20 protein-coding genes are annotated in these 26,691 nt (G+C 36.1%); 4 read left to right on the top strand and 16 right to left on the bottom strand.

Annotated elements, in window-relative coordinates:
- Positions 1-65: 65 nt before the first annotated feature.
- The 4 genes from SH601_RS10595 to SH601_RS10610 form a co-directional block, all read right to left on the bottom strand.
- The gene (locus tag SH601_RS10595) at positions 66-1,592 is read right to left on the bottom strand and encodes a response regulator transcription factor (RefSeq protein WP_319958274.1); all 1,527 of its coding nucleotides are present in this window, start codon (positions 1,590-1,592) and stop codon (positions 66-68) included.
- Positions 1,589-3,007 carry a sensor histidine kinase gene (locus SH601_RS10600; protein WP_319958275.1) on the bottom strand — a complete coding sequence of 473 codons (1,419 nt, stop codon included), beginning with the start codon at positions 3,005-3,007 and terminating at the stop codon, positions 1,589-1,591. Before SH601_RS10600 ends, SH601_RS10595 begins: the two co-directional genes overlap by 4 nt.
- On the bottom strand, positions 3,000-3,971 hold the full coding sequence (locus tag SH601_RS10605; protein WP_319958276.1) for a sugar-binding protein: 972 nt from the start codon (positions 3,969-3,971) through the stop codon (positions 3,000-3,002). The genes SH601_RS10600 and SH601_RS10605 overlap by 8 nt, the downstream gene beginning before the upstream one ends.
- Before the next feature lie 153 nt (positions 3,972-4,124).
- The gene (locus SH601_RS10610; RefSeq protein WP_319958277.1) at positions 4,125-5,567 is read right to left on the bottom strand and encodes a glycoside hydrolase family 1 protein; all 1,443 of its coding nucleotides are present in this window, start codon (positions 5,565-5,567) and stop codon (positions 4,125-4,127) included.
- Between the two features lie 194 nt (positions 5,568-5,761).
- Between SH601_RS10610 and SH601_RS10615 the strand changes: the two genes are divergently transcribed.
- Positions 5,762-6,475, top strand: coding sequence for a MurR/RpiR family transcriptional regulator (locus SH601_RS10615; protein ID WP_319958278.1), 714 nt, complete (start codon positions 5,762-5,764; stop codon positions 6,473-6,475).
- Between the two features lie 138 nt (positions 6,476-6,613).
- Here the strand turns inward: SH601_RS10615 and SH601_RS10620 are convergent, their stop codons facing one another.
- Entirely contained in the window at positions 6,614-7,090 is a 477-nt protein-coding gene (locus tag SH601_RS10620; protein ID WP_319958279.1) for a metal-dependent hydrolase, read from the bottom strand.
- A 128-nt stretch (positions 7,091-7,218) separates the two neighbouring features.
- On the opposite strand from SH601_RS10620, the gene SH601_RS10625 reads away from it, so the two are divergent.
- Positions 7,219-8,169 (top strand): sodium:calcium antiporter, encoded by a 951-nt coding sequence (locus tag SH601_RS10625; protein ID WP_319958280.1) that lies wholly within the window; start codon positions 7,219-7,221, stop codon positions 8,167-8,169.
- Here the strand turns inward: SH601_RS10625 and SH601_RS10630 are convergent.
- From SH601_RS10630 to chrA, 11 genes are all read right to left on the bottom strand, one after another.
- Positions 8,166-8,309: a hypothetical protein gene (locus tag SH601_RS10630; protein ID WP_319958281.1), complete on the bottom strand. Its 144-nt coding sequence runs from the start codon at positions 8,307-8,309 to the stop codon at positions 8,166-8,168. The two genes, SH601_RS10625 and SH601_RS10630, sit on opposite strands and share 4 nt — an antisense overlap.
- A gap of 96 nt (positions 8,310-8,405) precedes the next feature.
- Positions 8,406-10,517 carry a cellulose biosynthesis cyclic di-GMP-binding regulatory protein BcsB gene (locus tag SH601_RS10635; protein ID WP_319958282.1) on the bottom strand — a complete coding sequence of 704 codons (2,112 nt, stop codon included), beginning with the start codon at positions 10,515-10,517 and terminating at the stop codon, positions 8,406-8,408.
- 20 nt (positions 10,518-10,537) lie between these two features.
- On the bottom strand, positions 10,538-11,788 hold the full coding sequence (locus SH601_RS10640) for a glycosyltransferase family 2 protein (protein ID WP_319958283.1): 1,251 nt from the start codon (positions 11,786-11,788) through the stop codon (positions 10,538-10,540).
- On the bottom strand, positions 11,788-13,509 hold the full coding sequence (locus tag SH601_RS10645; RefSeq protein ID WP_319958284.1) for a DUF2334 domain-containing protein: 1,722 nt from the start codon (positions 13,507-13,509) through the stop codon (positions 11,788-11,790). Before SH601_RS10645 ends, SH601_RS10640 begins: the two co-directional genes overlap by 1 nt.
- A complete protein-coding gene (locus SH601_RS10650; RefSeq protein WP_319958285.1) occupies positions 13,499-14,365 on the bottom strand; it encodes a GGDEF domain-containing protein in 867 nt (288 codons plus the stop codon). The genes SH601_RS10645 and SH601_RS10650 overlap by 11 nt, the downstream gene beginning before the upstream one ends.
- Complete coding sequence (locus tag SH601_RS10655; protein ID WP_319958286.1) at positions 14,349-15,437, bottom strand: lipoprotein YdaJ; 1,089 nt, start codon at positions 15,435-15,437, stop codon at positions 14,349-14,351. The genes SH601_RS10650 and SH601_RS10655 overlap by 17 nt, the downstream gene beginning before the upstream one ends.
- Positions 15,438-15,605: 168 nt before the next feature.
- Positions 15,606-16,700, bottom strand: a complete 1,095-nt coding sequence (wecB, locus tag SH601_RS10660) for a non-hydrolyzing UDP-N-acetylglucosamine 2-epimerase (RefSeq protein WP_319958287.1) — start codon at positions 16,698-16,700, stop codon at positions 15,606-15,608.
- A 310-nt stretch (positions 16,701-17,010) separates the two neighbouring features.
- Positions 17,011-18,453, bottom strand: a complete 1,443-nt coding sequence (locus SH601_RS10665) for a flotillin lipid rafts scaffold protein FloT (protein ID WP_319958374.1) — start codon at positions 18,451-18,453, stop codon at positions 17,011-17,013.
- Positions 18,454-18,612: 159 nt separating this feature from the next.
- Positions 18,613-19,137: an NfeD family protein gene (locus tag SH601_RS10670; protein ID WP_483401981.1), complete on the bottom strand. Its 525-nt coding sequence runs from the start codon at positions 19,135-19,137 to the stop codon at positions 18,613-18,615.
- Between the two features lie 360 nt (positions 19,138-19,497).
- A complete protein-coding gene (locus SH601_RS10675; protein WP_319958289.1) occupies positions 19,498-21,990 on the bottom strand; it encodes a transglycosylase domain-containing protein in 2,493 nt (830 codons plus the stop codon).
- A gap of 298 nt (positions 21,991-22,288) precedes the next feature.
- Positions 22,289-23,461, bottom strand: a complete 1,173-nt coding sequence (gene chrA / locus SH601_RS10680; RefSeq protein ID WP_319958290.1) for a chromate efflux transporter — start codon at positions 23,459-23,461, stop codon at positions 22,289-22,291.
- 424 nt (positions 23,462-23,885) lie between these two features.
- Here chrA and SH601_RS10685 point away from each other — a divergent pair, with 424 nt between their 5' ends.
- Both SH601_RS10685 and SH601_RS10690 read left to right on the top strand, forming a co-directional pair.
- The gene (locus SH601_RS10685; protein WP_319958291.1) at positions 23,886-25,448 is read left to right on the top strand and encodes a spore germination protein; all 1,563 of its coding nucleotides are present in this window, start codon (positions 23,886-23,888) and stop codon (positions 25,446-25,448) included.
- Between the two features lie 5 nt (positions 25,449-25,453).
- Complete coding sequence (locus tag SH601_RS10690; protein WP_319958292.1) at positions 25,454-26,656, top strand: Ger(x)C family spore germination protein; 1,203 nt, start codon at positions 25,454-25,456, stop codon at positions 26,654-26,656.
- Positions 26,657-26,691 lie beyond the last annotated feature (35 nt).

Below are 26,691 nucleotides of genomic sequence, written 5' to 3' on the forward strand. Positions count from 1 at the left end.
GTATGCACTTTCATGATAGCGTCATCATCTTCACTTTTTTGTTATTTGCTAGATTATTTTGTTATTTACGTATATTTCTTGCGATATTCACTCGGACTTAACATTGTTTCTTTCTTAAATACGCGGCTAAAATAGTTAGGATCTTTATAACCTATTGTTAGAGCAATTTCCTTCAGTGATAATTGTTCATCGACTAATAATTCCTTTGCTTTATTCAACCTTGTCTGTGTTACATACTCTACAAACGTGACCTGAAAATGCTCTTTAAACAACTTACTTAAATAGTAAGAGCTTAATCCTACCTCATCCGCAACTTCTTCCAATGTAATCGGACGATGATAATGAGACTCAATGAATTGCCTCGCTCTAATCAATAAGCCACGGACACCAACTGAACGCCAATTATCTATTTGCTGCATCATATTTTGCAAATGTGCCCTGGCTGTTTCTTTCATTTGGGTAGCTGTTTCTAGGTGGCCAAAACTTATCGTCCTCTCCTGCTCCAAACCTATATCTTTTATCACTCTTGATAACACAATAAAAAAGTTCTCAAGGTATTTTTTCATTACCTCCACTTGATAATTAGCATGCTTTTGTACAGACTGCATATACTTATCAAATAGATAGATCCCTTGCTGAATATCCCCTTGTTTAATCGCCTCAAGTAATGCTTTTTCTTCTTCTAATGGTGAATGTTCTTTGTTCATCTCTAAAGATGATTGATGAAAGACTTGATATTTCGCACCCTTATGGACCTGTACTTGTTCTAATGCATACAATGCTTCTTCATATGAACGGGAAAAATCCTGTACATCCTCAAATAATCTCCCTACCCCCACATATACTTGTGAATCATGTAAAGCTTGTTGTAATACTCGAATTGAATCTCTAGCAAATTGCTCCATTTGTTCCCTTTCATTTTTTACTAACACTGGGACATGATAACCTGTTAACGGGCCGACTAATACCTGATAGGATAACGTGGATAACGCCCGCTTCAAGCTACGATACCACTCTGTTTTTTCCAATCTATTCGGCTTAACAGATGAAGATTGAAAGAAAAAGACTGCTGCAAATCCTTTTGTTTTCTCTATATCGATCCATTTCACCCAATCCTCCGCACTTACTTCATGTATATAGTCCATCATTAATGTTGAAATAAATTCTATCTCCACTATTGAGCTCGCTTGGTCTAACCGCTTATGTAAAGCTTGTTTCTCTGACAATTCCGATACCATTCGGTCATAAGCTTCTAATACCTCTGATACTTTACTAGGTTTTAACAAATATTCTTTGATTCCAAAATGCATGGCTCTTTTTGCATATTGAAACGTATCAAAAGCAGAAACCATTATACATTTTGTATCTGGCAATGTGTCTAGTATCTTTTCAATTGCTACTAAACCATCGAATTCTGGCATTTTAATATCCATAAAAATAATATCTGGTTGATGATGGATAGCTTGCTCAACTGCTTCCTTGCCATTCTTTGCTTCTGCTACAATTTCTGCCTCTTTTCTGTTTCGTTTGAGAATGGCTGCAATACCTTCTCGTTCGATTGCTTCATCGTCTACTAACATTACCTTTATCATTTTTTCAGCTCCTTTCGTAACCCTATTGTTACTTTCGTTCCTATCCCTAACGTTGATTCAATCGTTACATCACTTTGTTCGTCAAATAATTTCAAACGGTCGATAACATTTCGCATACCAATTCCTGTTGAATGACCTTTTCTATTCTTATCCTTACTTTCCTCAGCAGATAAAATACGCGATATGACTACCTGCTCCATTCCTTTGCCATTATCTGCTATCTCAATCCATACTTTTTCCCCTTGTGGATAAATCTTCAGGCTAATCTCTGCCCCATCAGTCATTTCTTCAATTCCGTGGATAAAAGCATTTTCTACAATTGGCTGTAAGGTAAGCGACGGAATTAATGTTTCCAAGCAGCCTTCGTCAATATCTTGTTGAAACGCTATCCGATCACCAAACCTTGCTTGTTGGATAAAGAAATATTCTCTGACAACCTCTACTTCATCTTTTAAAGATGTTTCTCGGTCAAGACTACTAATATTATAGCGAAGCAATGCCGATACAGATGTAATAAGTGCATTTGTCCGTTCTGCTTCTTCAATATAAGCTGTTTTAGAAATAACATTTAACGTATTAAATAAAAAATGTGGATTAATTTGATTTTGTAAGCTTTTTAACTCCATCTCTTTTAATAATTGAGCCATTCGAGCTTTATCTTTCATCTCTCTAATTGCCTCGACAATATTTACTCTCATCTGATTAAACGTTTTCGTTAAAATTTTTAACTCATCATTCTGCGGGACTTCAACATCTTCTACCGTATAGTTACCTACAGAAATTTGTTTAGCCGCTTCTGTCAATCGTTCAATCCCTTTCGTAATACCATTTGAAAACCATAACGCAAATAAAACACAAAGAATTACGGCGGAAATAAAAAAGGCAGTCCCCATATTTTTTATATATTGAAAGCGTTGGTCTTCCAGTTCCATAACATGCTGATAAACCGTGAGTTCTGAGTTCATTAATTCTAATGTTCTTTCATGAACATATGTAGCACTTGTATTTGCTTCATTCAAGTAGTATGAATACCGCTCAATATCATCGAGCAAAACACCTTCGACTGTTTGGTCAGTCAATTCTAAAAAGCTTGATAGCAAGTGAAGATAATTTTTCTTATCGATATTATCAGTAGCGGTTGTTACAAACTGTTGTTGCAATTCTGTAAACCGTTGCTTTTCTTCTTCATAGTAGTGCAAATTTTCATCTGTTGGCTCATGCACAAAAATTTGCAAAGATTGATAAGCTTGATCTGTACTATTGGTGATTTCATTTAGCAGAAAGTAATAATCTGATCGTTCTTCTTGTAACTCGACAATTCGTAGTGCGTTATGTTCACGCAGAAAAAATAAAAGAATCATTAACAATAAAATAGCAACAAAATAAATAAGTAATTTCGTTCTTATTCTAATCATGGACATCACCTTTTCTAACGACAGATCGACTAGTATGATAGACAGATTCCACTTCTTTACCAGCCATTAAATTAAGCATTAACTCTACACTACGATGACCCATTTCATATGGCTTTTGACTTATTAGTGCGTCCATTTTTCCTTGTTCTAAAAGATCTATATTAGGTGACAATGTATCAAAGGCAATGATGTAGAGAGAATCTGCTCTACCTAGCGTTTCACTAGCCGCAACCATTCCAATCCCATCTAATGCACTCGTTCCATACAATGCCGTTATATCAGGATGATTATTTAGCATCTGATAAGCCTTTTCCTCCGCATTAACTCGCGTAATATTAGACTCCTCTACCGCTACAATCTTTATGTCACTTGCTTCTTTAATAGCATCCTTAAACCCCTCAACACGTAATTGATGATGAGCGTTTTCAAAACTACCAGTAATAATACCAACTGTAGCGGTTCCATCTGTATCTGCTAATAATGTTTCGCCAGCAAGTCTACCAGCTTCATAATTATCTGTTCCTATATAGGTAGAACGCTTACTTTCAGGTGCATCCGTATCAATTGTAATAACTGGTATCCCCTCTTCCACCGCTTGATCAATCACCGGTAAAAAATCTTCATTTAAGGCTTGTACAATTATTCCATCCACTTTTGATTTTACTGCCATATCAAGTAGCTTCAATTGTTCATCAGGATTAGAACGCTTAGGACCTTCATATTCGACAAACACATCCTCTTTTTCTTCCATAGCTTTTGCCCCTTCACCAACTAATCGCCAATAATCATGATCCATCTCTTCTCCGATTAAAACGAAATGATAAGTAGGGAGATCTGCTTGTGAGGTAGCATCATCTATCTTCTTTTGATAGTCACTAGCTTGTATATAGTAATAGACAGAAAAACTTATCGCTAATAAAAAACCAGCAACCAGTACACTATTGATCAATTTGCTTCTGTTCATGGTCATGCTCCTTTGCATCACTGATGATACGAATTATCATAGCACACGTCCTATTCTTAAAAAAGGATATACTGTTGAAATATACAGAAATTCATTGCCCTTCATCACCCCAAAACAAAAAGGAAAGGGAGTGATCCCCTTCCTTTTTCAACCTTATAACTCTTTTCCATTCGTTCCAATAACGTTTTGATACCAATAGAAAGATTTCTTTTTGCTTCGTTCTAATGTGCCGTTTCCTTCATCATCTTTGTCCACATAAATGAAGCCATAACGTTTCGACATTTCACCTGTTGATGCACTTACTAAGTCAATACATCCCCATGCAGTGTAACCCATTAAGTCTACACCATCTTCTACCGCTTCACCCATTGCTGCGATGTGATCGCGTAAATATTCGATTCGGTAATCATCATTAATAGAGCCGTCTTCTTCCACTACATCTTTCGCTCCTAGTCCATTCTCCACGACGAAAAGAGGTACTTGGTAACGGTCATATAATTGATTCAATGCAATTCTTAAACCAGTTGGGTCAATTTCCCATCCCCACTCACTTGCTTTCAAGAACGGATTCTTAATACCAGACATAATGTTACCATCTGCTTGTTCTCCCTCTGTTTTAACTACTTTCTCTGTACGAGACATATAGTAACTGAAGCCAATATAATCTACTGTATGTTCTTTCAGTAATTCTAAATCTCCATCTTTAATATCTAGTTCAATATTATGTTGTTTGAAGAAACGAGTCATAAATGGAGAATATTCACCACGAACTTGTACATCTGCACAGTAATAATTGAATAAACGCTCTTCATCAAGCGCATGCATCACATTTTCAGGATTAGAATCAAACGCATAAACTGGTGCATATAAAATCATACAACCAATTTGCGCATCAGGAATCATTTCATGACATGCTTTTACTGCCAAACTACTCGCAACAAATTGATGGTGAAAAGCTTGGAATGTTGGTGTATATTTATCTGCTTCTTCTTGAATAGAGAATCCTAATCCCATAATAGGCATAACTAATCCACTATTAATTTCATTAAACGTCATCCAATATTTCACTTTGTTTTTATAGCGTTCAAAGATTGCTTTCACATAACGTTCAAAGAATGTTACTACTTCGCGACTTCTCCAGCCACCATAGTTTTTCACTAAGTTAACAGGCATTTCATAATGAGAAATCGTTACAACTGGCTCGATATTATGCTTGTGCAACTCATCAAACACTCGGTCATAGAAGGCTAATCCTTCTTCATTAGGCTCCTCTTCATTTCCATTAGGGAAAATTCGAGTCCATGCAATCGACATACGAAATACTTTAAAGCCCATTTCTGCGAATAAAGCAATATCTTCTTTGTAACGATGGTAAAAATCAATTGCCTCATGATTTGGATACGTATATTTATCTGTGTCTACTTCAAAGTTAAAACCAGGTTCTCTTAAGATATTTAGGCGCCCTTTCCCACCTGGTAAAACGTCTGCAATATTTAAACCTTTGTTTCCTTCGTAATAGCCACCTTCAATTTGGTTAGCAGCCGTCGCTCCACCCCAAAGGAAAGTTTCTGGGAATTGATATGATTTTGTCGTCATCATGTTACCTCCTCATTACTTCTATCTACTTTCATTATAGTTTGAATCAGCTTCATGGTAAATAAACCTATACCTTTTTGTCGTATATAACAGCTTTGGTGACATGTTTCATCAATGTCACACTGTGTAACAAATAATCGGTTATGTTAAAATAGAGCTATCAATTAATTATGTTAGAGAAGGGATCCCACCTAATGTTTACTCATGAAATAATTGCTTCCTTTAATGAGCTAGAGTTAGCGTTATATAATTACATAACAAAAAATAAAGAGAAAGTCGCTTATATGAGAATTCGTGAGTTAGCAGATGAAACACATGTATCAACTGCAACCATTTTACGCTTTTGTCGAAAAATTAACTGTGACGGCTTTTCTGAATTCAAAGTGAAATTAAAAATGGACTTAGCAGAAAATAAACAAACGGTGATCAAGAGTCCGCAGCAGTCTATCACAGAATTTTTCGAGCGGACGTTAACAGGTGATTTAGAAGATAATATGGAGGATGCTGCACATTTAATCAGTAATGCAGACAGTGTTATTTTCACTGGGATTGGTAGCTCTGGTATTCTTGCCGAATATGGGGCTCGCTACTTTTCCAGTATGGGCAAGTTTTCCGTTTACATTAAGGATCCGCACTACCCTATAAATACAATGTTTCGAGATAACAACGTCGCCATCATCTTATCTGTATCAGGGGAAAACCCTTTTACTGTCACACAAATTAATCAACTGAAACAAGACGGCAGCAAGATTATTAGCATTACCAATAATAAACTATCTACTATAGCAAAAATCTCTGATATTACACTTGCTTACTATGTAACCGAAGAGTGGTATCAAGACTCTAATGTCACTACCCAGTTACCAGTATTATATATTCTTGAAACAATCGCTAGAAAGATAAAATAAGAGATGTTTACGCGATGATGCCCTTTTATTAAAGGAGAAGAGCCATCTGTCCGTATGAGTGACCCTATTCTTTCCTTTTTGTCTTTTTCGGGCGTCCATCATCCTTAACTTAAGGAGGGCATCGATATATCTCACCATCTATCCATTCATCACAATATCTTTTCCAAAGTAAAGTGTCACTATCGTTAAAGCTAATAATACTATATTTTCTACTGCACCACCTGTTCTCGTGGTAAGCGGAAATCTAACCGTTATATTAACTGGATAAAGTAATTTTATTCCTTGCTTCGTCATAGAATCTAATAGGAAGTGGCTAGCCATCCCAAGCATGATACCAGTAATAAAGGAAGTATTATTTGTAACTAGCGATAATAAAAATCGAACTAATAATAAGAACAATAAACTATGTGTAAAAGTTCGATGACCAAATATACTATTAATCAGCTTGGAGAGAATCGGGAATCTTCGGCCAATTTTACTGCCGCTATGACATATGTCTGGTACAAGTCCTCCGATAGCACCTGCAAAAATTAACCAGACAGGATCTAAATCTGTCAATGTGGCTGCTACAGTGGTAGCTGCAAGCCCACCCATAATATGTGTTCTTCCTGTCATATGTATGTCTCCTTTGATGATATACAAAAAGTTGAAATGAAAGTCTTTATCATAGCACATTGTAACTTCATCATCAAGAATATATGTTCTCTTTAAAAATACTATATAGAATAAAATTGGAGGGTATCATGACATTTATTCTTTTTTTCACTGCAGCTATTATTGTGATTGTTGCTGCTATTCAACTAAATAAATACGGGGACGTTATTAATCAAAAATCATCTATGAGTGGTGCAATGGTTGGAACATTTCTCATTGGTGGCGCAACAAGTCTTCCAGAGTTAACTACTAGCCTAACAGCGGTATACATTGATAATCCAGATATCGCTGTCGGAAATATGCTAGGCAGTAATGTATTTAATGTACTTATTTTAATGTCATTTGATTTAATCTATTCTCGAAAACGCGTCTTTAACAAAATCCAGGAGCGTGCCCATTTACCCGTAGCAAATACCGGTTTTGTGATGACTGTTCTATTAGTTTTTGCTATATTTTTGGACAACTCTCCTAGCTATTTCAATATAGGAATCGAGATGTATATGTTAATCATTCTATATTTATTTGTCGTTAGAAAATTAGATAACGAGGAAGAGGAAATCGAGGTTAACTCTAACTATACATTGGGACAAGGAATCACACGATTTGTCCTTGCTGCGGCTGTTGTTTTTATAGCTGGCAGTACATTAACGATTACAGGTGATGCGATCGCTGAACAAACTGGAATGAATGCTAGTTTTGTTGGTAGCTTTTTAATTGCTGCTTCTACTTCTTTACCTGAATTAGTAACGGTATTAGCTGCTTTCCAAATGGCCAGGTATTCTCTAGCGATTGGTTCTATTTTAGGCAGTAACCTTTTTAATTTGCAGCTGCTTGTTATTACAGATATCTTTTATCAAAAAGGACCGATTTTAAGTATGACAAGTATTTCGAATGCAATGACTGCAATGCTTGGCCTAATGATGATTTTCCTAACAATTTATGCATTGCAGCGACCTTCAATAAAAAATAGAATAATCTATATGCTGCCTGCTTCTCTTACGATTATTCTCTATTTTATTGCAACCTATATGATGTTTTAACCTGTCGCTTTACCAACTTTTATATAAGGTGTTCCATTCTCAACATGATAACCTTCTGGAAAGATTGTTAATGTTACAACAAACGAAGGCATTTCATACTGCATTTCTAGCGAATATCCAGATGGAGGACTTTGTTCCATAGTGGCATGAAACTTCAAAAAAGTCTCATGCCACTTTTCTTCTTTATTCTTTAAATATTGTTGGATACTCTATTTTGATATAGCAATACTTCCGCTCTATTCCACGGACTTTCTTTTTCTCATAAAGTAGTAAATTAACCCCACGATAACAATAACTAAAATAATGAACGCTATGACGAAACCGATCTTCGAAATCGTTTCAGTATTTGGCCCCTCATTATCACCTTCTATTTGTTCATTGTCGCTCTGTGTCTCATACGTAAAGAACTGTTCACTCTCTGTCTGCACAGCTATGTTTGCTTGATTATCTGTAGTCCGTAAATAAGATAGAAATTCTTCTGAAAGATAATGGTTTGTATTTTGATTACCATCAAACACGGCTAAATGGTAATCACCATTCCATATATTTTCTTGGACGAAAGCATATTGTTCTACTTCAGATTGCAAAAATCCATATGATGCTAATGACGGGGCGTCTTCCTCATATAACACGTTCAGCTTATCACGGTTATGTCGTAATATCGGATGTTCCTTTAAAGCCCCTACAAATATTACATTACCTGATGCTAATTCTTCTTCACTCACATCATCTGTCAATACTAATCGGATATTAGGTAATTGATTATTAATAGATAAACTGCTAAACAATTGTTGCAAATCTTCTGTTGGTGCTTCTTTTGGAACGACAATTACCAAATCCTCCCCTTTGTTTGTAAAAGGGAACGGAAAACGATCAATAAATGTAGGAGAATCGGCTTGATTATCCGTTACATTCAACACCAATTTACTATCATCAAAAATGTATAACCATTTTTCAGTTGATATACACATACCATCTGTCTGTAAGCCACTTGTATCTAATTGAAATGTCAGCATTTGATTTTTCTGAACAATTTTCGGATCAACAGGTATTTGTGCGGTTATAAGTCCGTTATCATCTTCTGCTAATTCATCAAGCACTATGCCATGAGGTACATCATTGATGATCACCTTTAATTTTGTTTGTCTCAGCACATCTAATAATTCATCTTTATCACTTGTAGGTATTGTCTCCTCAGACCACTTGAAAGTAAGATCAACCGTTAAATCGCTTATATTATACTTATCAACAGGTAAATCATAATAGTAAGTCGATGTTTTCGTATTTGCTTGGTCTAATAATACATCCGTTAAACCTAAATCCGTTAATTCAATGGTATGCCTATCAAGCGTTTTCGCTGCTAATAGCTGCTCTGCATCTTTTAACTGCACATCTTCACTAGATAATTGCTCTACTGTCTCATTATTTGTCAAAAGTCGAATATTGGTTACAAGCGTTTCAGGATCATCAGCTAAAGCAACTAAGGCATTTACCATATGTTTCTTATCTGTTAAGGTAATTTGCGTAACATATAACGCATCCTCATTTACTGTAGACAATTCATCTTGTAACGCTCGCTTAATCCACTCACTTTCAAATTCATCTGTGCCACCTAAAAGCACAATGTTCCCCGTTAAACTCTCTACACTATCTTCACTCACAACAGAAACAGAAGCGGGAGTTGATTGATCAGCTAAGTAACTTGCTATCGTATAAGCACTTTGTTGCGTCATCATGGAAGCTTCTTTTGGCATAATGACTTGGACCTTATTAGACTCTGATCCAACATATAATCTCGGATAATCATTTAGTGTTGTCGCACTACTAAGGTTTACTTCACCATCTAAATTCAAAAAGGAGTTCGGCTGAATCGTTAACCAGTTACCTGTTGAATACTGTGAAACACATACTCCTTCTATAATCGTTCCTGAAAAACTCACTGTAATAGTATGGATACCAGGTTCTAGCGCACTTCCTTCTAAAGGAATCTTCACCTCTTGTTCTGTTTCTCCCGCTAATGAAATAGATTGTACTGGCTCACCATCTATCATGACTGTTAATGCTGATGGTTCCATTAATAATTCTGAGTTCGTAATAGAAAAACTCACATAATGCTCATCATCTTCCAGCTCAGAAAAAATTTCGTAGTAGAAATTTGTCTCAGCAGCCGGGCCAATTAACTCTATTGCTTCTGTAGTTAAAGCTTGCTGTGCACTTGTATTTGAATTAACTTTAATGGACATACCCTCTAATTCTACTGGTTCTTTCGCTTGTACACTTGTAGCCAGATTAATAAACAAGCCGTATCCTACTACAACATATATGAATAATACAAGCATTTTTTTCATCGTTATTCCCTCCCATTCATTTAAAATCGCTCTGTCTTATACCATACTTGATCCTCTTTTTTAATCATTCGTTTCACCTCAAGTGTTAACGCATAAATAACTAAAACAATCCACATCTGTGAATACGTGAAATACATAAAAATAATATACAACATATTTTTTAATGTTAACTGATTCTTCTCGATACTTAACGTGATCATAATCTCTGTTACAAATAGTAAAAATGCCATAATCCAAAGTACGAAAGCAACATTTCCAATCGACAATTGAATATCAAAGATAAGATTTACGACAAATAATACATTAGATAAAATAACACCAAAGAAAAAGAGAAAATAAGTAAAAAAGAAATACATAATATCGAATGCTATCTTCTTTTGCTTCATACTAAAAATTCGCCCGATAAATTTAAGTACAACATATTGATTACCTCGCGCCCAGCGTGTCCGCTGCTTCCACCACACTTTCAAGGTTTCAGGCTCTTGCTCCCAGGTTATCGCCGCTGGGAAAAAGCGAATATGATAGCCTAAGTTGTATACTCTAATCGTCAATTCTGTGTCCTCCGCTAATGCTTTCGTATCCCAGCCACCTAGTTTTTCCATAATACTTCTTCTAATTGCAAAATTAGTTCCTGGAATCGTTGCAATCTTGAACCAGTGGAAACGACCAGCTTGTGCCATCCATTGAAAACATATTGTTTCGATATTGATAAATTTCGTTAACCAAGTATTTTTAGCATTGATCACTCGGAATTTACCAACCATCGCTGCTGCCCTTGGATCATTAACAAGTCCCATTACAAGGTACCATAGAGCCTTTCGTTGTGGTGTATTATCTGCATCATAAACAACAATAAATTCACCATTTGTTTCCTTTAATGCATAATTAAGTGCGCTCGACTTCCCTTTTCCTTTATATTCATCCTCTGTTTCAATCACCTTCATAAAAGGAAAATCAGCTGCAAACTGATCACCAATCTCCTTCGTTTGATCAGAGCAATTATCACATATTAAAATAACCTTTAGTTTATCTTTTGGATATTCCAACCGTGACATTGCGGTTAAAGTTTGCTTAATAACGACATCTTCATTATGAGCAGGGATAAAGACATTTACAGTTGGCAAATCCATGTTCTCCATCTTGTGTTGCCAATCTGGAATTACTTTTTCAAATCGCTTGAAATGCCGATAACCACCTTGCGCTAAAAACATATGGTAAAGCAACATGATCCATATAACCGTTAGTGAAATATGAAATAAAATATCTGCCATTATGCCCTCTCCCTAAACAAACGTTTGCGATACCTTAATCTTAATGTAGACAGGTGAATAGTAAATAAACCTATAAATAAGGCTGTGACAACTACTATCACCCATAAAGCAAATTCAAACGGTGCTTCTTCTATCTTATTTAGCCAGTTCTTTTTTTCTTTTGGGAATGGTGCAAGCTGCTGCACCTCAATATCACCACCTGAAGTAGTGACCTCTACTAAATCAGTTTTTACATGATTGTCAGATTGAGATAAATCAATCCACTCCAAATTCGGAACCTGCTCTAATAATCTAACCATTTCTTCCAAATATTCTATCCCTAAGTAAGGATGATAAAATCCTCCCAACACTGATCCAGGGACTTCTAATACTTCCTCTATTCTTTGTTCCATTACTGTAATCGGATCCGTATATGCTGTATCATTGACATAGCCAATTGTCTCAGGGTATAACGTCATTCCATGAAGAACGGAAGGACGACTTATGAACATAGGAGCAACCATCAGTTCCCAATTCACATCCGAGGCCTGGATTTGTCCAAATATTGCTGAAAAATAGTTGGATGTGACCCTATAACCATTTGAGCTCATCGTATAATGTGGCGCTTCAAAAGCGATAGGGGCTAGACCTATTTTCGTTAAATAATGAACTGAGTTTTCCAATTTCATTTCAACATACTCTTGCTCAATTTCTTTAAACTGAGCAATATATGTCTCATATGCTTGTAGATTGGAAAATTCATCTACCGATTTTAACTTTACTGGATGTTCATGTTGATCAACAGTTGTAATAGGTTGATTTAATTCCGTATCCCAAAATTCAAATCCTTCACCTGTCTCACTATATCGATATGAATGGGTATATCCATGAGAAATAATATAAGCCCCTTTATCCACTAATTCCTGCAACACTTTTAAAAGCTCTGGTCTCTCTTCCAAAGTGACTTGCACACCACTATTTGAATCAACAAATACAGGAATGGTAGCTAAATAGACAGGAATTCCTCTATCCAATAAATAATTACCAGCTTCTTGTACTAATTTTGGATCAGATACTGGCGATATATCCTCCAAACGTATATAGGCAGGATGGGTAGAAGGCTTTTCTATATCCAACAAATCAAATATAATCCGACTAATTACCTCCTCGCCATCTGCAAGTAAACTATCCAGTCCAATAAAACCTTGCTCTTCATTCTTCACTATCACTTGATATGTCTTGTCAAACCGTCTGCCTTCCGCTACCACTTCTACTTGTTCTGGTTCCGGATCTTCCACTACCACTACCGATTCCGGATATGTTAAATATGTCTCATCTAACTGATCAATGATGATATCCTTGTTAAACTGCCAACCTGTAAAAGCAGGTAATGTTGTAGCCCCTGCTCCAATACCAACTACCATCCCAGAAACATCTTCAAAAATGCTTAATTTTTCTTCATCAATTGCCTTAGGTAAATAAATCATCACAATATCTGCTTTAGCTATATCACTTTTGTCCAATTTATCTAATTCCATTACTTGGACATGCTGAAACAATCCACTTAGCGTACTATCAAGAAAATAAACATTTGCCTGAGCTAACTCATCAGGTTCATGATAAATCAATGTTACATCTCGTTGATCTAATGAATGTGTATCAATTGTTGCCGACAGATTTCCAGCATTAGCAAAAAACAAAACAAATAGCATCAGAATGAAATAGTTTTTTTTATAAATCATAAAAAACCGTCTCCTTCTGAAGATCACCAATTAAATCAGTATAGTGGATATCTTTTTTGGATTCATTGTATTCATCAAAACTAATATGGAAGAATAATGTAACCTTCTTTCCATTCAATAGTTGATGTTCAGCTAATTGCTCCCCTAATTTATCTGCTACTATCTCCACATTTGTTTTGCTCGTTTCAATCAGCAGAAAGGCGAATTTATTATCACTATATCGAAACTTACGGTCCGAATAACGCAATGATTGCTCTACTTTTTCACCAACAACCTCTAACAAATGGTTCAACTCCTGATGTCCATATGCTTTTACAAACTCTTCATAATAATCTAGCTCTAAAAACATTAAGGTAAACAACCCGCCGTGACGATTAATCCGTGTCATCTCTCTTTTGATCTCTATTTCCATTCGCCCAGCGTTATCAAAGGATGTATCAGGATCAATCGACACAAAATTATCTATCTCTCCTTTTAGCCGACTATTTTCGCGAATCATTTCTGTATGATATCGGTGGATAAATCCTGATAGGAGACTACCTATAATTAACCCACCACCAAATATCACTAAGTATTCAGGGGTGATGACCGTTTGATAAAGCCTATCAAATTCCTCGTACCGAAACATAATTACTAGCAGAGCTGTTCCTACTGTGAAAAGAATAATAAGACTAGTAATTAACCCTTCGATAACTCCACGGAAAAGGGCAATAGTGACGATCAAACTATACAAAAATATTAAAACTACTCCTAAATCATCAGATTGTAATAGAAAATAAAACATCACGAAACTAACAAAAAAATGCAAAAAGACAAGAAATAGTATCGTCTTTTCTTTATTAAAAAATGTTTTCATCCATACCCCTTCTTTCTGCAATTAGCGGAATTAAGTTATCGAAGGAATGTGTTTTTAGCGTATTAAGATCCATGTAACCTCCATTATATGGACTCGATTCTTCTAACACTTGATGCTCTTTCATCAACGAATACAGTTGGTTCGCTAGTTCTATTTCTTGTCCTTCCATACACATTAAAATCGCTAAGCCGTAAACAGACGCACCTTCATACGTTACTACGGGTTCCCCTGTCGTATTAGAAAACCTTCCATATAAAATATCATCATGCTCACGTAAAGCGTCTTTTGTAAACTGTACTAATTCACTGACATCACCGCCCCATTTTGCACGGTGATATCCAACATAATATTGATCAATCAAATTAACTTCGTCATCGAATTCATAATGATTGTCTGTAGGATAATACGTTTTAGGAAAAAAACCATTAGACGATATGGGCGCATTGATCAAGAGGTCACGATTTCGTTCATATTGTTCCTCTGAAATCCATCCGTGCTCATAAAGCATCGTGATTGCATCCGCATCTAAATAACTTAGTGTAAGGAAATCACCAGGCATATTGTTTTGGAGGTTAACATGGTCAATAAAATAATCATCCACTATATTGAACTGTGCTATGGATTTTCCAACGTCTGCAGCTAGCTGTGTGTATTTTTTATCATTCCACTTTTCTCCTGCAACTAGTAATGCCTTCATAATCCGCAAATCATCAATAACTGCATTAGCCTCCGCTTGCGTTTCATTTTCTATTCTCCAAGGAATTAATGATTGTTCAGATAAAAAATGATTCGATAAGGTTTGGAATTGCTTCGCAAATTCAGTACTATCATTTTTATCAATTAAGTATTCCATCCATAAGCCTATTGACTCCGATAAATAAATGGTTGATTCATCTAATAAATCTGTTTTAATCAATCCATCTGCTTTATATAACTGACTCTTAATAAATGATTCCACAGCTAATGCTTCCTTCATCGGTTGCTCATCTTCTACTTCTCTTAATAAAAACAATCCTATGACTATCAATACCACCAAAATTACTACTATAAATGTGATTTTGCTACCTTTCAAACTTCCCACCTCATTAAGAACCGACTATTAACTCCAGACCTATGTAAAAGGAATTATATGATGAATCACACAATAAATTAAGACTTTTATACTAATATATTACCCTAAATAGTAAATACTTGAAAGGGGCTATTATTATACTTGTACCAAATCACTTATTAATTAGTATTACATTACTTCTAATACATCAACAATTCGCTTACTGGCATTACCATCTCCATAAGGATTACTTGCCTGACTCATCTTTTCATAAGCTTCTTTGCTATCTAGTAATTGTTTAAAATGATGATAAATAACTTCTTCATCTGTTCCAACCAATTTTAATGTACCTGCTTCTACTCCTTCAGGTCGCTCCGTTGTATCACGCATTACCAACACTGGCTTTCCTAAACTAGGTGCTTCCTCTTGAATACCACCACTATCAGTAAGTATGAGGTATGATCTGGATAGGAAATTATGAAAATCAACTACCTCTAATGGGTCCACAAGCCTTATTCGTCCACTATCCCCAAAAATCTCATTAGCTGTCTCTCGTACTATCGGGTTTAAATGAATGGGGTAGATTACTTTTAAATCTGGATATTCATCAACAATGCGTTTAATAGCTTTAAACATGTGATACATCGGTTCACCTAAATTCTCACGGCGATGAGCTGTTAGCAAAATAAGTCGACTTCCCTCCGCCCATTCAAGATCTGCATGCTGATAATTCGGCTGAACAGTTGTTTTTAATGCATCTATTGCTGTATTACCCGTTACATATATAGAATGGTCTTTTTTACCTTCTCTCATCAAATTTTGTTTTGCTATCTCTGTAGGAGCGAAGTGATATGTAGCAACAATACCTACTGCTTGGCGATTAAACTCCTCTGGAAAAGGAGCATAAATATTATTTGTTCTAAGACCCGCTTCTATATGTCCTACAGGAATCTGTAGATAAAAACAAGCTAATGAAGTGACAAATGTCGTCGAGGTATCACCATGAACTAAAACAACATCGGGTTGCACTTCTTTTAACACAGACTTCATCTTATCCAGTATATTCATTGTCACATCAAACAAGCTTTGCTTTTTCTGCATAATGGATAAATTATAATCAGGTTCGACTTCAAATATATCCAACACTTGTTGTAACATTTCCTTATGCTGACCAGTCACACATACAATTGTTTCTAATGACGAACGTGTCTGTAATTCTTTTATTAACGGACACATCTTTATCGCTTCAGGCCTTGTACCAAATACAACCATTATCTTTTTCATTCTTTTCCACTCCCATTCTCACCAACATCAAAAAACTAACTTTCTTGTTTATTCGACAAACATCTTATATATACACTTCCCTATTTCAGACAAAAAAAGCATTAGAATCAACATTCTAATGCTTCATATAAAAAAACTACGCTGAAATATCTTTCAAGTTTGTGTTCGAATATGACTAACTATATTCATTATAGCTATACAAAATCTTTATAACTAACAGGATCTTATAAAAATATTTATCACAAGGTATTACGGACGCTAACAATCGATGGGAATCTAGCACTCCCATCGATTGAAGCCTCACTTTCTATTACTCTTTATCCGTATCGTCTGTCTTAAGAGCTGCTAGACTTTCATTAATTTTCGATTCATTTTTAGATGCTACTTTATCAAGCATTCCTTTTAAATCCACACCTGATACATCTTTTAATGTTTCTGGTAACTGGCTCATTAACTTCGTCACATAACCGCTCATTCGAGTTGCGCCATCACCTTCACCGTTACCATTGTCGACCACTGTAACTTTATCAATAGAACGAACTGGTTCAGCAATTTTACCAGCGAAATCAGGAAGCATTTTGATAATCATTTCAAGGATAGCTGCTTCTCCATATTTCTCCATTGCTTCTGCTAGTTTTTCTTTCGCTTCTGCCTCTGCAAGACCTTTCTGACGGATTGCATCTGCTTCTGCTTCACCATCTAAACGAATTTGAGACGCTTCTGCCTCTGCTTGCTTCACACGCGTAACTTTATCAGCTTCTGCTTTTTGCTCAGCCGCATAACGCTCTGCTTCCGCTTTTTTGGAAATTTCCGCTTCATATTGACGTTGTTTACGTAGTACTTCTTTTTCATCAATTTCAATTTGCTTGTTCTTCTCAACAAGCTGAACTTGCATTTCTTCCTGCTTAACTTGTTGTTCTGATTTGGCACCTTGTAACTTATAAGCCATATCCGCTTCGGCCTTCGCCGTATCTTGGTCACGTTTATAAGATGCTACTTTCAATTCTTTCTCTTTCTCTGCTTCCGCAATTTGTGTTTCACTTAATAATTCAGCGCTTTGACTTTCACGCTCTGCTTGTGCTTTTTGAATACGAGCATCTCTCATCGCATTTGCCTCTGCAATTTGAGCATCTCGCTTAACCTCTGCAATACGCGGCTTACCTAATGCTGCTAAATAACCATTCTCGTCTTGTACATCTTTAATCGTAAATGAGACAATTTGCAGACCCATTTTCTTTAAATCAACCGCTGCCTGTGTTTGTACTTCTTGTGCGAAACGTTCACGATTTCTATAAATCTCTTCAACAGTCATTGTACCTAAAATAGCCCTTAAATGACCTTCTAATACTTCTTGTGCTTCTTTACGCAATTCTGAATCATCTTTACCTAAGAATTGCTCCCCAGCTGTCGCGATTCCTTCTGTTGTACTTTGTACTTTAATAATTGCTGTACCGTCTGCCATAACCGGTACACCATTCTCTGTGTAGACATTTGGCGTTGAAATGTCTAGACTGTGAGAACGTAGGCTGATGTTTTCATATTGTTGAAAAACTGGAATGATGAAAGCACCGCCACCACGAACAATCTTAATGCCTCCGCCATCGTCTGTTCTATGCACATTTTTATTTCCTAAAAAACTACCTGTTACGATCATTGCATCATCTGCGCCGACTGTTTTATAACGTGCAGCAAACAAGATAGCAAACGCTAAAATGACCGCAACTATTACACCAATTACAACTAAAATATCCATATCCATTGTGATGTTAACCTCCAAATAAGCAATATTTTCACTTTACCTAAAGCGACAGATAATACTCATGAATTCTTTTTCCATACGCCTATTAACAACATAACCGTTGCTAAAATAAGCACTAGTAAAGTGATTATAGTCATTTGTTATCCCCAAACATTATAAATCTTCTAATTCTGAAACATATACAGCTTGGTTATCTACCTTCACAACGACAATTCGCTCTCCTTGCTTTATTTCTTTTTCATCAAAACTTACCGCGGTTTCGTTGCGACTGCCACTAGATATAGGGATATATACCTCTCCCATCCCATTAGCAGGAATAGTGGTAATAACTTCACCGACCTTACCTTCCAAATCATGCATAGAAATAGAGGTAGAAGATTCAGCATTAGACATAGGAATAACAAGAAAATAATAAATAAGTACATATGCGCCAATACCAATTAACACACTAATCAGTAGCACATACCATTCGTTTAAAGAAGAATACTTAGTGATTAATACACCTGCTCCTCCAATAACAGACAATGTTCCAAATACGAGTAATGGATTTAAAAAATCTCCTAAACTATCAAATAACGTATCAAAAATTCCATCCAACACATTGCCTAGCAATAAGGAAATGATAGCAATTGCCAAACTGCCCCATAATAACCACCAATAAATATCTACTACTCCAATATGTACACCCCCTGTTGCCTTCGCTTATTAATATATACGAACCAACAAACGAAAAGGTTTCTAATTTGAACAATTTTCATTTATGTATTTATCTTGCTTATTTTACCATATATAACTTGTTGTCGCTATCGTACATTTATTCTCTTTTTATTCCCCCCTTTTAAGCAGTAGTAAGTTGCTTCCTCCATGACTGTCATTCTGACGAAATGAAACAGTAACACATAGAACGGATAAAGAGAGACTTTAATCATTGGGTTATTACGAGCTCTCGCATCATGATGGCTTTTATTATAAGAAAAAGCAGACTAAATCGCTTATGTGCGAAATAGCCTGCTAATTAATAGTACACTCATCTAACCGTTAGTCTTCATTCTTCTCTTGTTTTTCTTTTTGTTCTGCCTCTTTTTTCTTGGCTTCCTCTTGCTTTTTACGCTCTTCTTCTTTTTTGGCTTCTTCCTCTTTCTTTTTAGCCTCTTCTTTTTTCTTTTTCTCTTCTTCCTTCTTACGTGCTTCCTCTTCCTCTTTTTGTTTCTGTTCCTCTTTCTTCTTCTGCTCTTCTTCCTTTTTCTTAGCTTCCTTTTCTTTTTTCCTCTTCTCTTCCTCTTTCTTTTCCTTCTCTTCTTTCTTCTTCTCTTCTTTTTGCTTCTTCTCTTCTTCTTTTTTCTTCTCTTCTTCTTTTTTCTTTTCTACATATTCTTTCGTCGGATACATCTTTTCAAATTTATCTGTTCCTCTTAAACCAGTAAACTTAGAATTATAGATTTCTGAATCAATATGCGAAATGCCATCTGGTTCTTGAAAACTATTCGATGGACTCATCAATTCAGGATTAATGTCATAAGCAGTGTTAGCAATCCGCGCCCACAACCGTTGTAAACGTGGACTATAACCTGAATCTAATACTGAAGGTTCCGTATATCCTAACCAAGCACCTAGCGTCACATTAGGATTAGTTGCAACAAACCAATAATCTTTCGCTTCTTGTGATGTACCAGTTTTACCAGCCCAATCTGCTTGAAACTTCAATTGTCCTGGGATTGATGATGCTGTTCCACCTGAACGTAATACGTCACGCATCATATCAATCGTTAAATAGGCTGTTTGAGGGGAGAATATATTTACTGATTTTTTCTCGTGTTTATAGATCTCTTCCCCGTCCTTTGCTTCAATACTCTCAATTAAATAAGACTCTACATGATCTCCACCATTAGCAAATGTCGCATATGCATTGACATTTTGTTCCACCGTTACATCAATTTGCCCTAGTGGTGTTGATTCCGGTAAACCAGGTTCATGGTAACTGAAACCATATTTATTAAACACTTCCCGTGCAGTATCTGCTGGCACCTCTTTAAATGCACGAACAGCCGGCACGTTCCTTGACTGTGCTAATGCTTGACGAACAGTCATTCTTCCTTTGTAACCATTGTCAAAATTGGATATTTTTTGATTGTTTACTCGATAATATTCTTCCGTGTCCGGCATAATTGTCGAAGGTTGAATAATACCTAATTCCATTGCTGGTGCATAAGCAAGTAATGGCTTCATTGTCGAACCGTTAGGACGATCCCCAACAGTAGCTAAATTAAATTGGTTCGCCGATTTCCCTTCATCACGACCAGGAATATAAGCTAGAATTGCTCCTGAAGCATTATCCAGTAATACCGCCGCAGTCTCTTCCTGTAAAGTAATGGTCTCGCCTTTTTTAGTAATGGTTCGGTTACTACCAAACAAAGAAGGATCGTTTACAGCTTCTTGCATTGCATCATACAATTTTTTATCAATCGTCGTATGAATTTTATAGCCATTCTTCCTTATTTCTAGCCTTGCTTTTTCCCTATACGAATCTTTCACTTCGGATCGTTCTTCTTTATCTTCTATATCACTTAATACAATACCATCCTCTTCAAGCAATTGATCGGTTATAATATCCTGTGCTCGCCTTAAAATATCGGTCGTTAAATATTGATATTCCTGCAATGATGATGGAGAAGACGAGGTTAAATGTTCTCGTATATCATAATCCATCGCATCTTCATATTCTTCTTCTGTAATATATTCTTCATCACGCATATTCGTAATAACTGTTTTCATTCTGTTGATACCTGCGTCCAAATTCTTTTTTACATTTCCTTCGCTTGTAAAAGGGGTGTAACCGAACGGACTTTGAGCTAATCCTGCAATAAATGCTGCTTGAGGAATGTTTAAATCACTTGCATCCACACCGAAAATACCTTGAGCTGCAGCCTGCACTCCACTAATTTGACGTCCATTTGCATTTCGACCAAAAGGCGTCACATTTAAATAGGCTTCTAATATTTCTTCTTTACTCATAAAGTGCTCTAAACGTAGCGCTAGCATAATCTCTGTCGCTTTTCGATCAAACGATACTTCATTTGTTAAGATTTGTTGTTTGATCAATTGTTGCGTTAATGTACTACCACCTGTCTGTATACTAGTATTAGCTACTTCCTGTACTCCCGCTCGTAGAATAGCTTTGGGAACGACACCATCATGCTCATAAAAATACTCATCTTCTGTAGAAATAAGTGCTTGTGTTACATATTCCGATACATCGTCCAAGGAAACTTCATGTCTCTCTAACTCTGTCGGAACTGTACCTAAATATACGTTATCGTTAAAATAGATCGAACTTGTTTCTTCATAATTATATATCGCATCACGTAATTCTTTTTCTGTTGTTAATGGCTCATCTTTTACCAACGCAGCAAAATAACCTGCTGCAGTACCTCCTGCAAATAGCATTGATATGATGAGAATCACACAGAACATAATCACCAATTTATTCAGTACTAATGACGAAATTCTGATACTCTTTGATAGCTTTTTCATTGGAACCTCCTATTAACACGCTTCTTTAGTTGTCCATTCTGGTAGTCCCCAATCTAACTGTCCACTAAAGTATTACATAGCACCGTTATCGCTTTTCCCTTCATCTATTAAGCTTTTATTCTGACGTGCTTACACCTACTATTATACACTATGTACCCTTGTCCTGGCTCTATTATTCATGCAATTATAAGCAAGTTTTTTTGCATATGATAGAAGGTCCCAAAAAGATAATTCTATCGCATTAGTACAATTGATTTAATTATGACAAAATGATACTTACTAAGAATTTAACGTCCGTTTACAAAATGATAAATCCACCAACTGCTCCAGCTACCACAATAACCCAAGATGGTAACTTCCAAAAAACAAGCATACTAAATAAAATCGCAGCTAAGGCAAAATCAATTGGAGCAAGGATTGAACTTGTCCAAATTGGATGATATAGCGCTGATAACAAAATACCTACAACAGAAGCATTCACTCCAATTAACGCACCTTTGATTTTTTGGTTACTTCTCAAAGCATTCCAAAAAGGCAGCGTACCTAAAATCAATAAAAATGCTGGTAAGAAGATAGCGAAGGTCGCAAATAGACCACCTTGCCAACCATTAATAACGGTACCAATATATGCCGCGAAGGTGAACAATGGTCCCGGTACTGCTTGCGCTGCACCATACCCCGCTAAAAAGTCTTGTTCATTCAACCAGCCACTCGGAACAAATTCCTGTTCTAATAAAGGTAAAACGACATGTCCTCCACCAAATACTAACGAACCTGATCGATAAAAACTATCAAATAAAGCTATCCATTCTATTGATGTGACTTGACGTAAAATCGGAAAAATAATTAAAAGTCCCAAAAATAACGTCAAACAAATAGAACCTAATCGTTTAGAAATAGGAAACGGTCCACCAGAAGCGCGTTCATCACTCGTTTGATTTCGATATAACACATATCCTACTACTCCAGCTACAATAATAACACCAATTTGGGTATACGCAGTCTGCCATAGTAATGTGACGATTAAGGCGAATAATGCAATCATTTTTCGCTGCAAGTCTGGCGTTAATTTTTTCGCCATTCCCATCACAGCATGAGCGACAACAACTACCGCTACAATCTTCAGTCCACTAATCCAACCTGCTTCCTCAAAACCAAAATTATTAAGTAATAAAGCAAAAATGATCAGCGCAATAACAGATGGTAGCGTAAAACCTAGAAAGGATACAATTCCACCTACCACTCCTCCTCTCATTACACCAATCCCTATGCCCACCTGACTACTAGCAGGCCCCGGCAAAAACTGACATAAAGCTACAAGTTCTGCATAACTCTTCTCCTCTATCCATTTGCGCCTCTGAACGTATTCTTCATGAAAATAACCTAAGTGAGCAATAGGCCCGCCAAATGACGTAAAACCTAGTCTCGTTGATACAAGAAAAATCTCTAATAGCTGTTTAAAATAATTCATTTCGCACCTTCCTTCAGCAGATACTTTCGTTTTTTCATAGATTTAGTATAGCAATAGAACCACCGTAAAATATAGATGTAAAGGAAGATTGTCATCATTTATTTACATACATATTCTTGTTTTTCTCTTTGCTTAGATCATGAAAGCCAACAGATAACTACAACAATCGTGATGAAAAATAACAGCTATTATATTTACGCACAATAAGACTAACTTATACACACATTTATCCACATTATTTTCCTTTTATCTAAACAACATCATTTGTTATTAACATATCCACAACCTCTGTTGTGTGGATAACTTTACAACATTCAGCTATCCACAAATTATTCCCTATATAACCGTTCATTTCGTATAAATATTCTTTTTTTGCTCATACTAACCTCACAAATAAGACGGAGAAAATAGGGGTTAACTAGTTATGAAGAATCGCCGAATGAAAAAGACGAATAAACAAGTATTTACTGAAAATATATCCATTACTTATCAACAATCAATATTTGCCGATCTTAAAACAAATAAGGAGCATCTATTAAATATTTTAGGGAATAGTTCAGATATTATTTTTCGTAATCTTCAGCTTGGCAAAGAACTTACGAATGCAATGATTATTTTTATAGATGGATTAACTGACAAAGAAACAATCCAGCATTACTTATTAAACCCCTTGATGGAAATAACGAAAAAGCAGCAAGTTCCCAATAATTCTTCCTTATATGACTTTGTCGAACAAACAATTACTACGGCCGAGTTGACAGAAATTCCTGATTTTAAATTGTTACTGGATCATTTGTTAACAGGGGATGCTATCTTGTTTATCGATGGAGCGACAAAGGCTCTCGCAGTTGGTTCTAAAGGTGCGAAGGAACGAAATGTAGAAGCTCCAACAACTCAACAAGTCGTCCGGGGGCCTAAAGACTCTTTTACAGAATCAATCCACGCTAACACTGCACTCATCCGCAAAAGAATAAAAGATCCAAATCTTTGGTTTGAGTCTTTTACATATGGTACAAAAACAAATACAGAAGTGATCATCGCCTATGTACAAGGCATCGTCAATCCAGATATTGTCGAGGAAGTAAAAGCAAGATTGGCACAAATTGATATTGATGCCATTTTAGAAAGTGGTTATATTGAGGAATTAATTCAAGATGAAACCTATACACCTTTCCCAACTATGCTAAACAGTGAAAGACCTGATGCAATCAGTGTTGGTCTATTGGAAGGTAGAGTCGCTATTATTGTTGATGGCACTCCTTTTGTTTTACTTGTGCCTGCGTTGTTTACTGATTTCTTTAAATCAACAGAAGATTATTATCAACGAAGTGATATATCAAGCTTAATTAGACTATTGCGGTTTATTGCTTTTTTTCTAGCATTGTTAACACCTTCTACTTATATCGCCTTAACCACTTTTCATCAAGAAATGATTCCTACTACTTTATTAGTCAGCTTGGCAGCACAAAGAGAGGGGATTCCTTTTCCAGCTATTGTCGAAGCATTAATTATGGAAATTACCTTTGAATTGTTACGAGAGGCCGGAATACGATTACCTAATCCGATTGGTTCTGCCATCTCGATTGTTGGAGCACTTGTCTTAGGGCAAGCAGCAGTAGATGCGGGGATTGTATCAGCCACGATGGTTATTGTCGTTTCACTTACAGCTATATCAAGCTTTATTATTCCCAATTATAATTTAGCGATTAGTGTACGAATTCTACGATTTGGCTTTATGTTATTAGCCGCAACACTCGGATTGTTCGGTATATTTCTAGGTTTATTATTATTAGGTTTACATTTAACAAGTCTACGCTCATTCGGTATTCCTTATTTATCACCATTAGCACCTTTTATTACCGTTGATCAGCAGGATACAGTAATCCGTGTACCGATTTGGAAAAAGTCAACTCGGTTACGTCTTATCAACCAACGTAACATTATCAGGGAAAAAACAAAACAACCTCAACCACCGAATAAAGGATGAACGACATGCGAAAACTTCTAATTATGTTTTTATTTATCGCGCTTCTATTAACTGGTTGCTGGAGTGCACAAGAATTATCTGATATCACCCTTGCAACGGCGATGGCAATCGATACTGCAGATGATGGATTTACGATGACATTACAAGTATTGAACCCAAATGAAATTGCTGGTGATCAAAGATCAGACAAATCGACCATTTCTACTTACTCTGCCTCAGGCAATACAGTATTTGAGGCAAACCGAAGATTAACCCAAGCCTTACCTAGAAGAGTTCATTTAAGTCATTTACAACTGATTGTTTTCGGTGAAGAGTTAGCAAAAGAGGGTATTGGTAGGACATTAGATTATTTGATTCGAGACCATGAATTGCGGACTGATTTTACCATTACCATTGCTCAAAAAATAACTGGTCGAGAGTTAATCAGTGTACTCACTCCATTAGAAGAAACACCCGCTACGAAAATAACATCTAGTATTGAATCATCAGAAGATTTTTGGGCTCCAACAAAGGAAGTAAAATTAGATGAGTTAATCGAGTCTGTTACTTCCGAAGGGAAAGAAGCTATATTAACAGGGATTCATGTTACAGGGGATCCAGAAGCAGGACAAAAGAAGACTAATACACAACAAACTGTACCAACAGCACAAATTTATTTAGATGGCATTGGTGTATTTAAAGGCGATAAACTCCAAGGATGGATGAATGAACAAGAAAGCAAGGGATTTAATTACATAACAGATAATGTATCAAATACACTAAGCTGGGTAGAATGTAACGATGAGGGAAGATTATCACTTGAAATAACAGATTCAAAAACAACCGCTCAAGGCGATTATCAAAACGGAGATCCTGTTATTAATATCAAAGTGGATGTCCAAGCCAATATCGGTGAAGTAGAATGTGCCATTGACCTTAATGATCCACACGAATTGCAACTCATTCAACAAAAAGCAGAAGAGCGAACAAATCAAATACTTAAGGCAAGCATTATGAAAGCACAAGAATTCGGGAGTGATATTTTCGGATTTGGCAATATGATCAAACGAGCAAAACCAAAAGAATGGGAAAAAGTAAAAGAAAACTGGAGTACAATATTCCCTAATTTACAGGTAAATGTACAGTCAAAAGTAGAAATGAAGCAATCAGGTATGATTAATAAACCCATTTACGATACGATCAAAAAGAAAAATCAAACAGAGGAATAACCTATGCTACAACTTCTTATTTTTTTGATTATAAG

The organism is Gracilibacillus pellucidus (assembly GCF_033949965.1).
GTDB lineage: Bacteria > Bacillota > Bacilli > Bacillales > Amphibacillaceae > Gracilibacillus > Gracilibacillus pellucidus.

What these genes read in the sequence shown, in the direction of transcription:
- wecB (WP_319958287.1), bottom strand. Translation starts at nt 16,700, where the DNA reads ATGAAAAAGATAATGGTTGTATTTGGTACAAGGCCTGAAGCGATAAAG.
- SH601_RS10610 (WP_319958277.1), bottom strand. Translation starts at nt 5,567, where the DNA reads ATGACGACAAAATCATATCAATTCCCAGAAACTTTCCTTTGGGGTGGA.
- SH601_RS10605 (WP_319958276.1), bottom strand. Translation starts at nt 3,971, where the DNA reads ATGAACAGAAGCAAATTGATCAATAGTGTACTGGTTGCTGGTTTTTTA.
- SH601_RS10665 (WP_319958374.1), bottom strand. Translation starts at nt 18,453, where the DNA reads ATGGATATTTTAGTTGTAATTGGTGTAATAGTTGCGGTCATTTTAGCG.
- SH601_RS10690 (WP_319958292.1), top strand. Translation starts at nt 25,454, where the DNA reads ATGCGAAAACTTCTAATTATGTTTTTATTTATCGCGCTTCTATTAACT.
- SH601_RS10625 (WP_319958280.1), top strand. Translation starts at nt 7,219, where the DNA reads ATGACATTTATTCTTTTTTTCACTGCAGCTATTATTGTGATTGTTGCT.
- SH601_RS10615 (WP_319958278.1), top strand. Translation starts at nt 5,762, where the DNA reads ATGTTTACTCATGAAATAATTGCTTCCTTTAATGAGCTAGAGTTAGCG.
- SH601_RS10650 (WP_319958285.1), bottom strand. Translation starts at nt 14,365, where the DNA reads ATGAAAACATTTTTTAATAAAGAAAAGACGATACTATTTCTTGTCTTT.
- SH601_RS10685 (WP_319958291.1), top strand. Translation starts at nt 23,886, where the DNA reads ATGAAGAATCGCCGAATGAAAAAGACGAATAAACAAGTATTTACTGAA.
- SH601_RS10645 (WP_319958284.1), bottom strand. Translation starts at nt 13,509, where the DNA reads ATGATTTATAAAAAAAACTATTTCATTCTGATGCTATTTGTTTTGTTT.
- SH601_RS10620 (WP_319958279.1), bottom strand. Translation starts at nt 7,090, where the DNA reads ATGACAGGAAGAACACATATTATGGGTGGGCTTGCAGCTACCACTGTA.
- chrA (WP_319958290.1), bottom strand. Translation starts at nt 23,461, where the DNA reads ATGAATTATTTTAAACAGCTATTAGAGATTTTTCTTGTATCAACGAGA.
- SH601_RS10635 (WP_319958282.1), bottom strand. Translation starts at nt 10,517, where the DNA reads ATGAAAAAAATGCTTGTATTATTCATATATGTTGTAGTAGGATACGGC.
- SH601_RS10640 (WP_319958283.1), bottom strand. Translation starts at nt 11,788, where the DNA reads ATGGCAGATATTTTATTTCATATTTCACTAACGGTTATATGGATCATG.
- SH601_RS10630 (WP_319958281.1), bottom strand. Translation starts at nt 8,309, where the DNA reads ATGGAACAAAGTCCTCCATCTGGATATTCGCTAGAAATGCAGTATGAA.
- SH601_RS10595 (WP_319958274.1), bottom strand. Translation starts at nt 1,592, where the DNA reads ATGATAAAGGTAATGTTAGTAGACGATGAAGCAATCGAACGAGAAGGT.
- SH601_RS10600 (WP_319958275.1), bottom strand. Translation starts at nt 3,007, where the DNA reads ATGATTAGAATAAGAACGAAATTACTTATTTATTTTGTTGCTATTTTA.
- SH601_RS10675 (WP_319958289.1), bottom strand. Translation starts at nt 21,990, where the DNA reads ATGAAAAAGCTATCAAAGAGTATCAGAATTTCGTCATTAGTACTGAAT.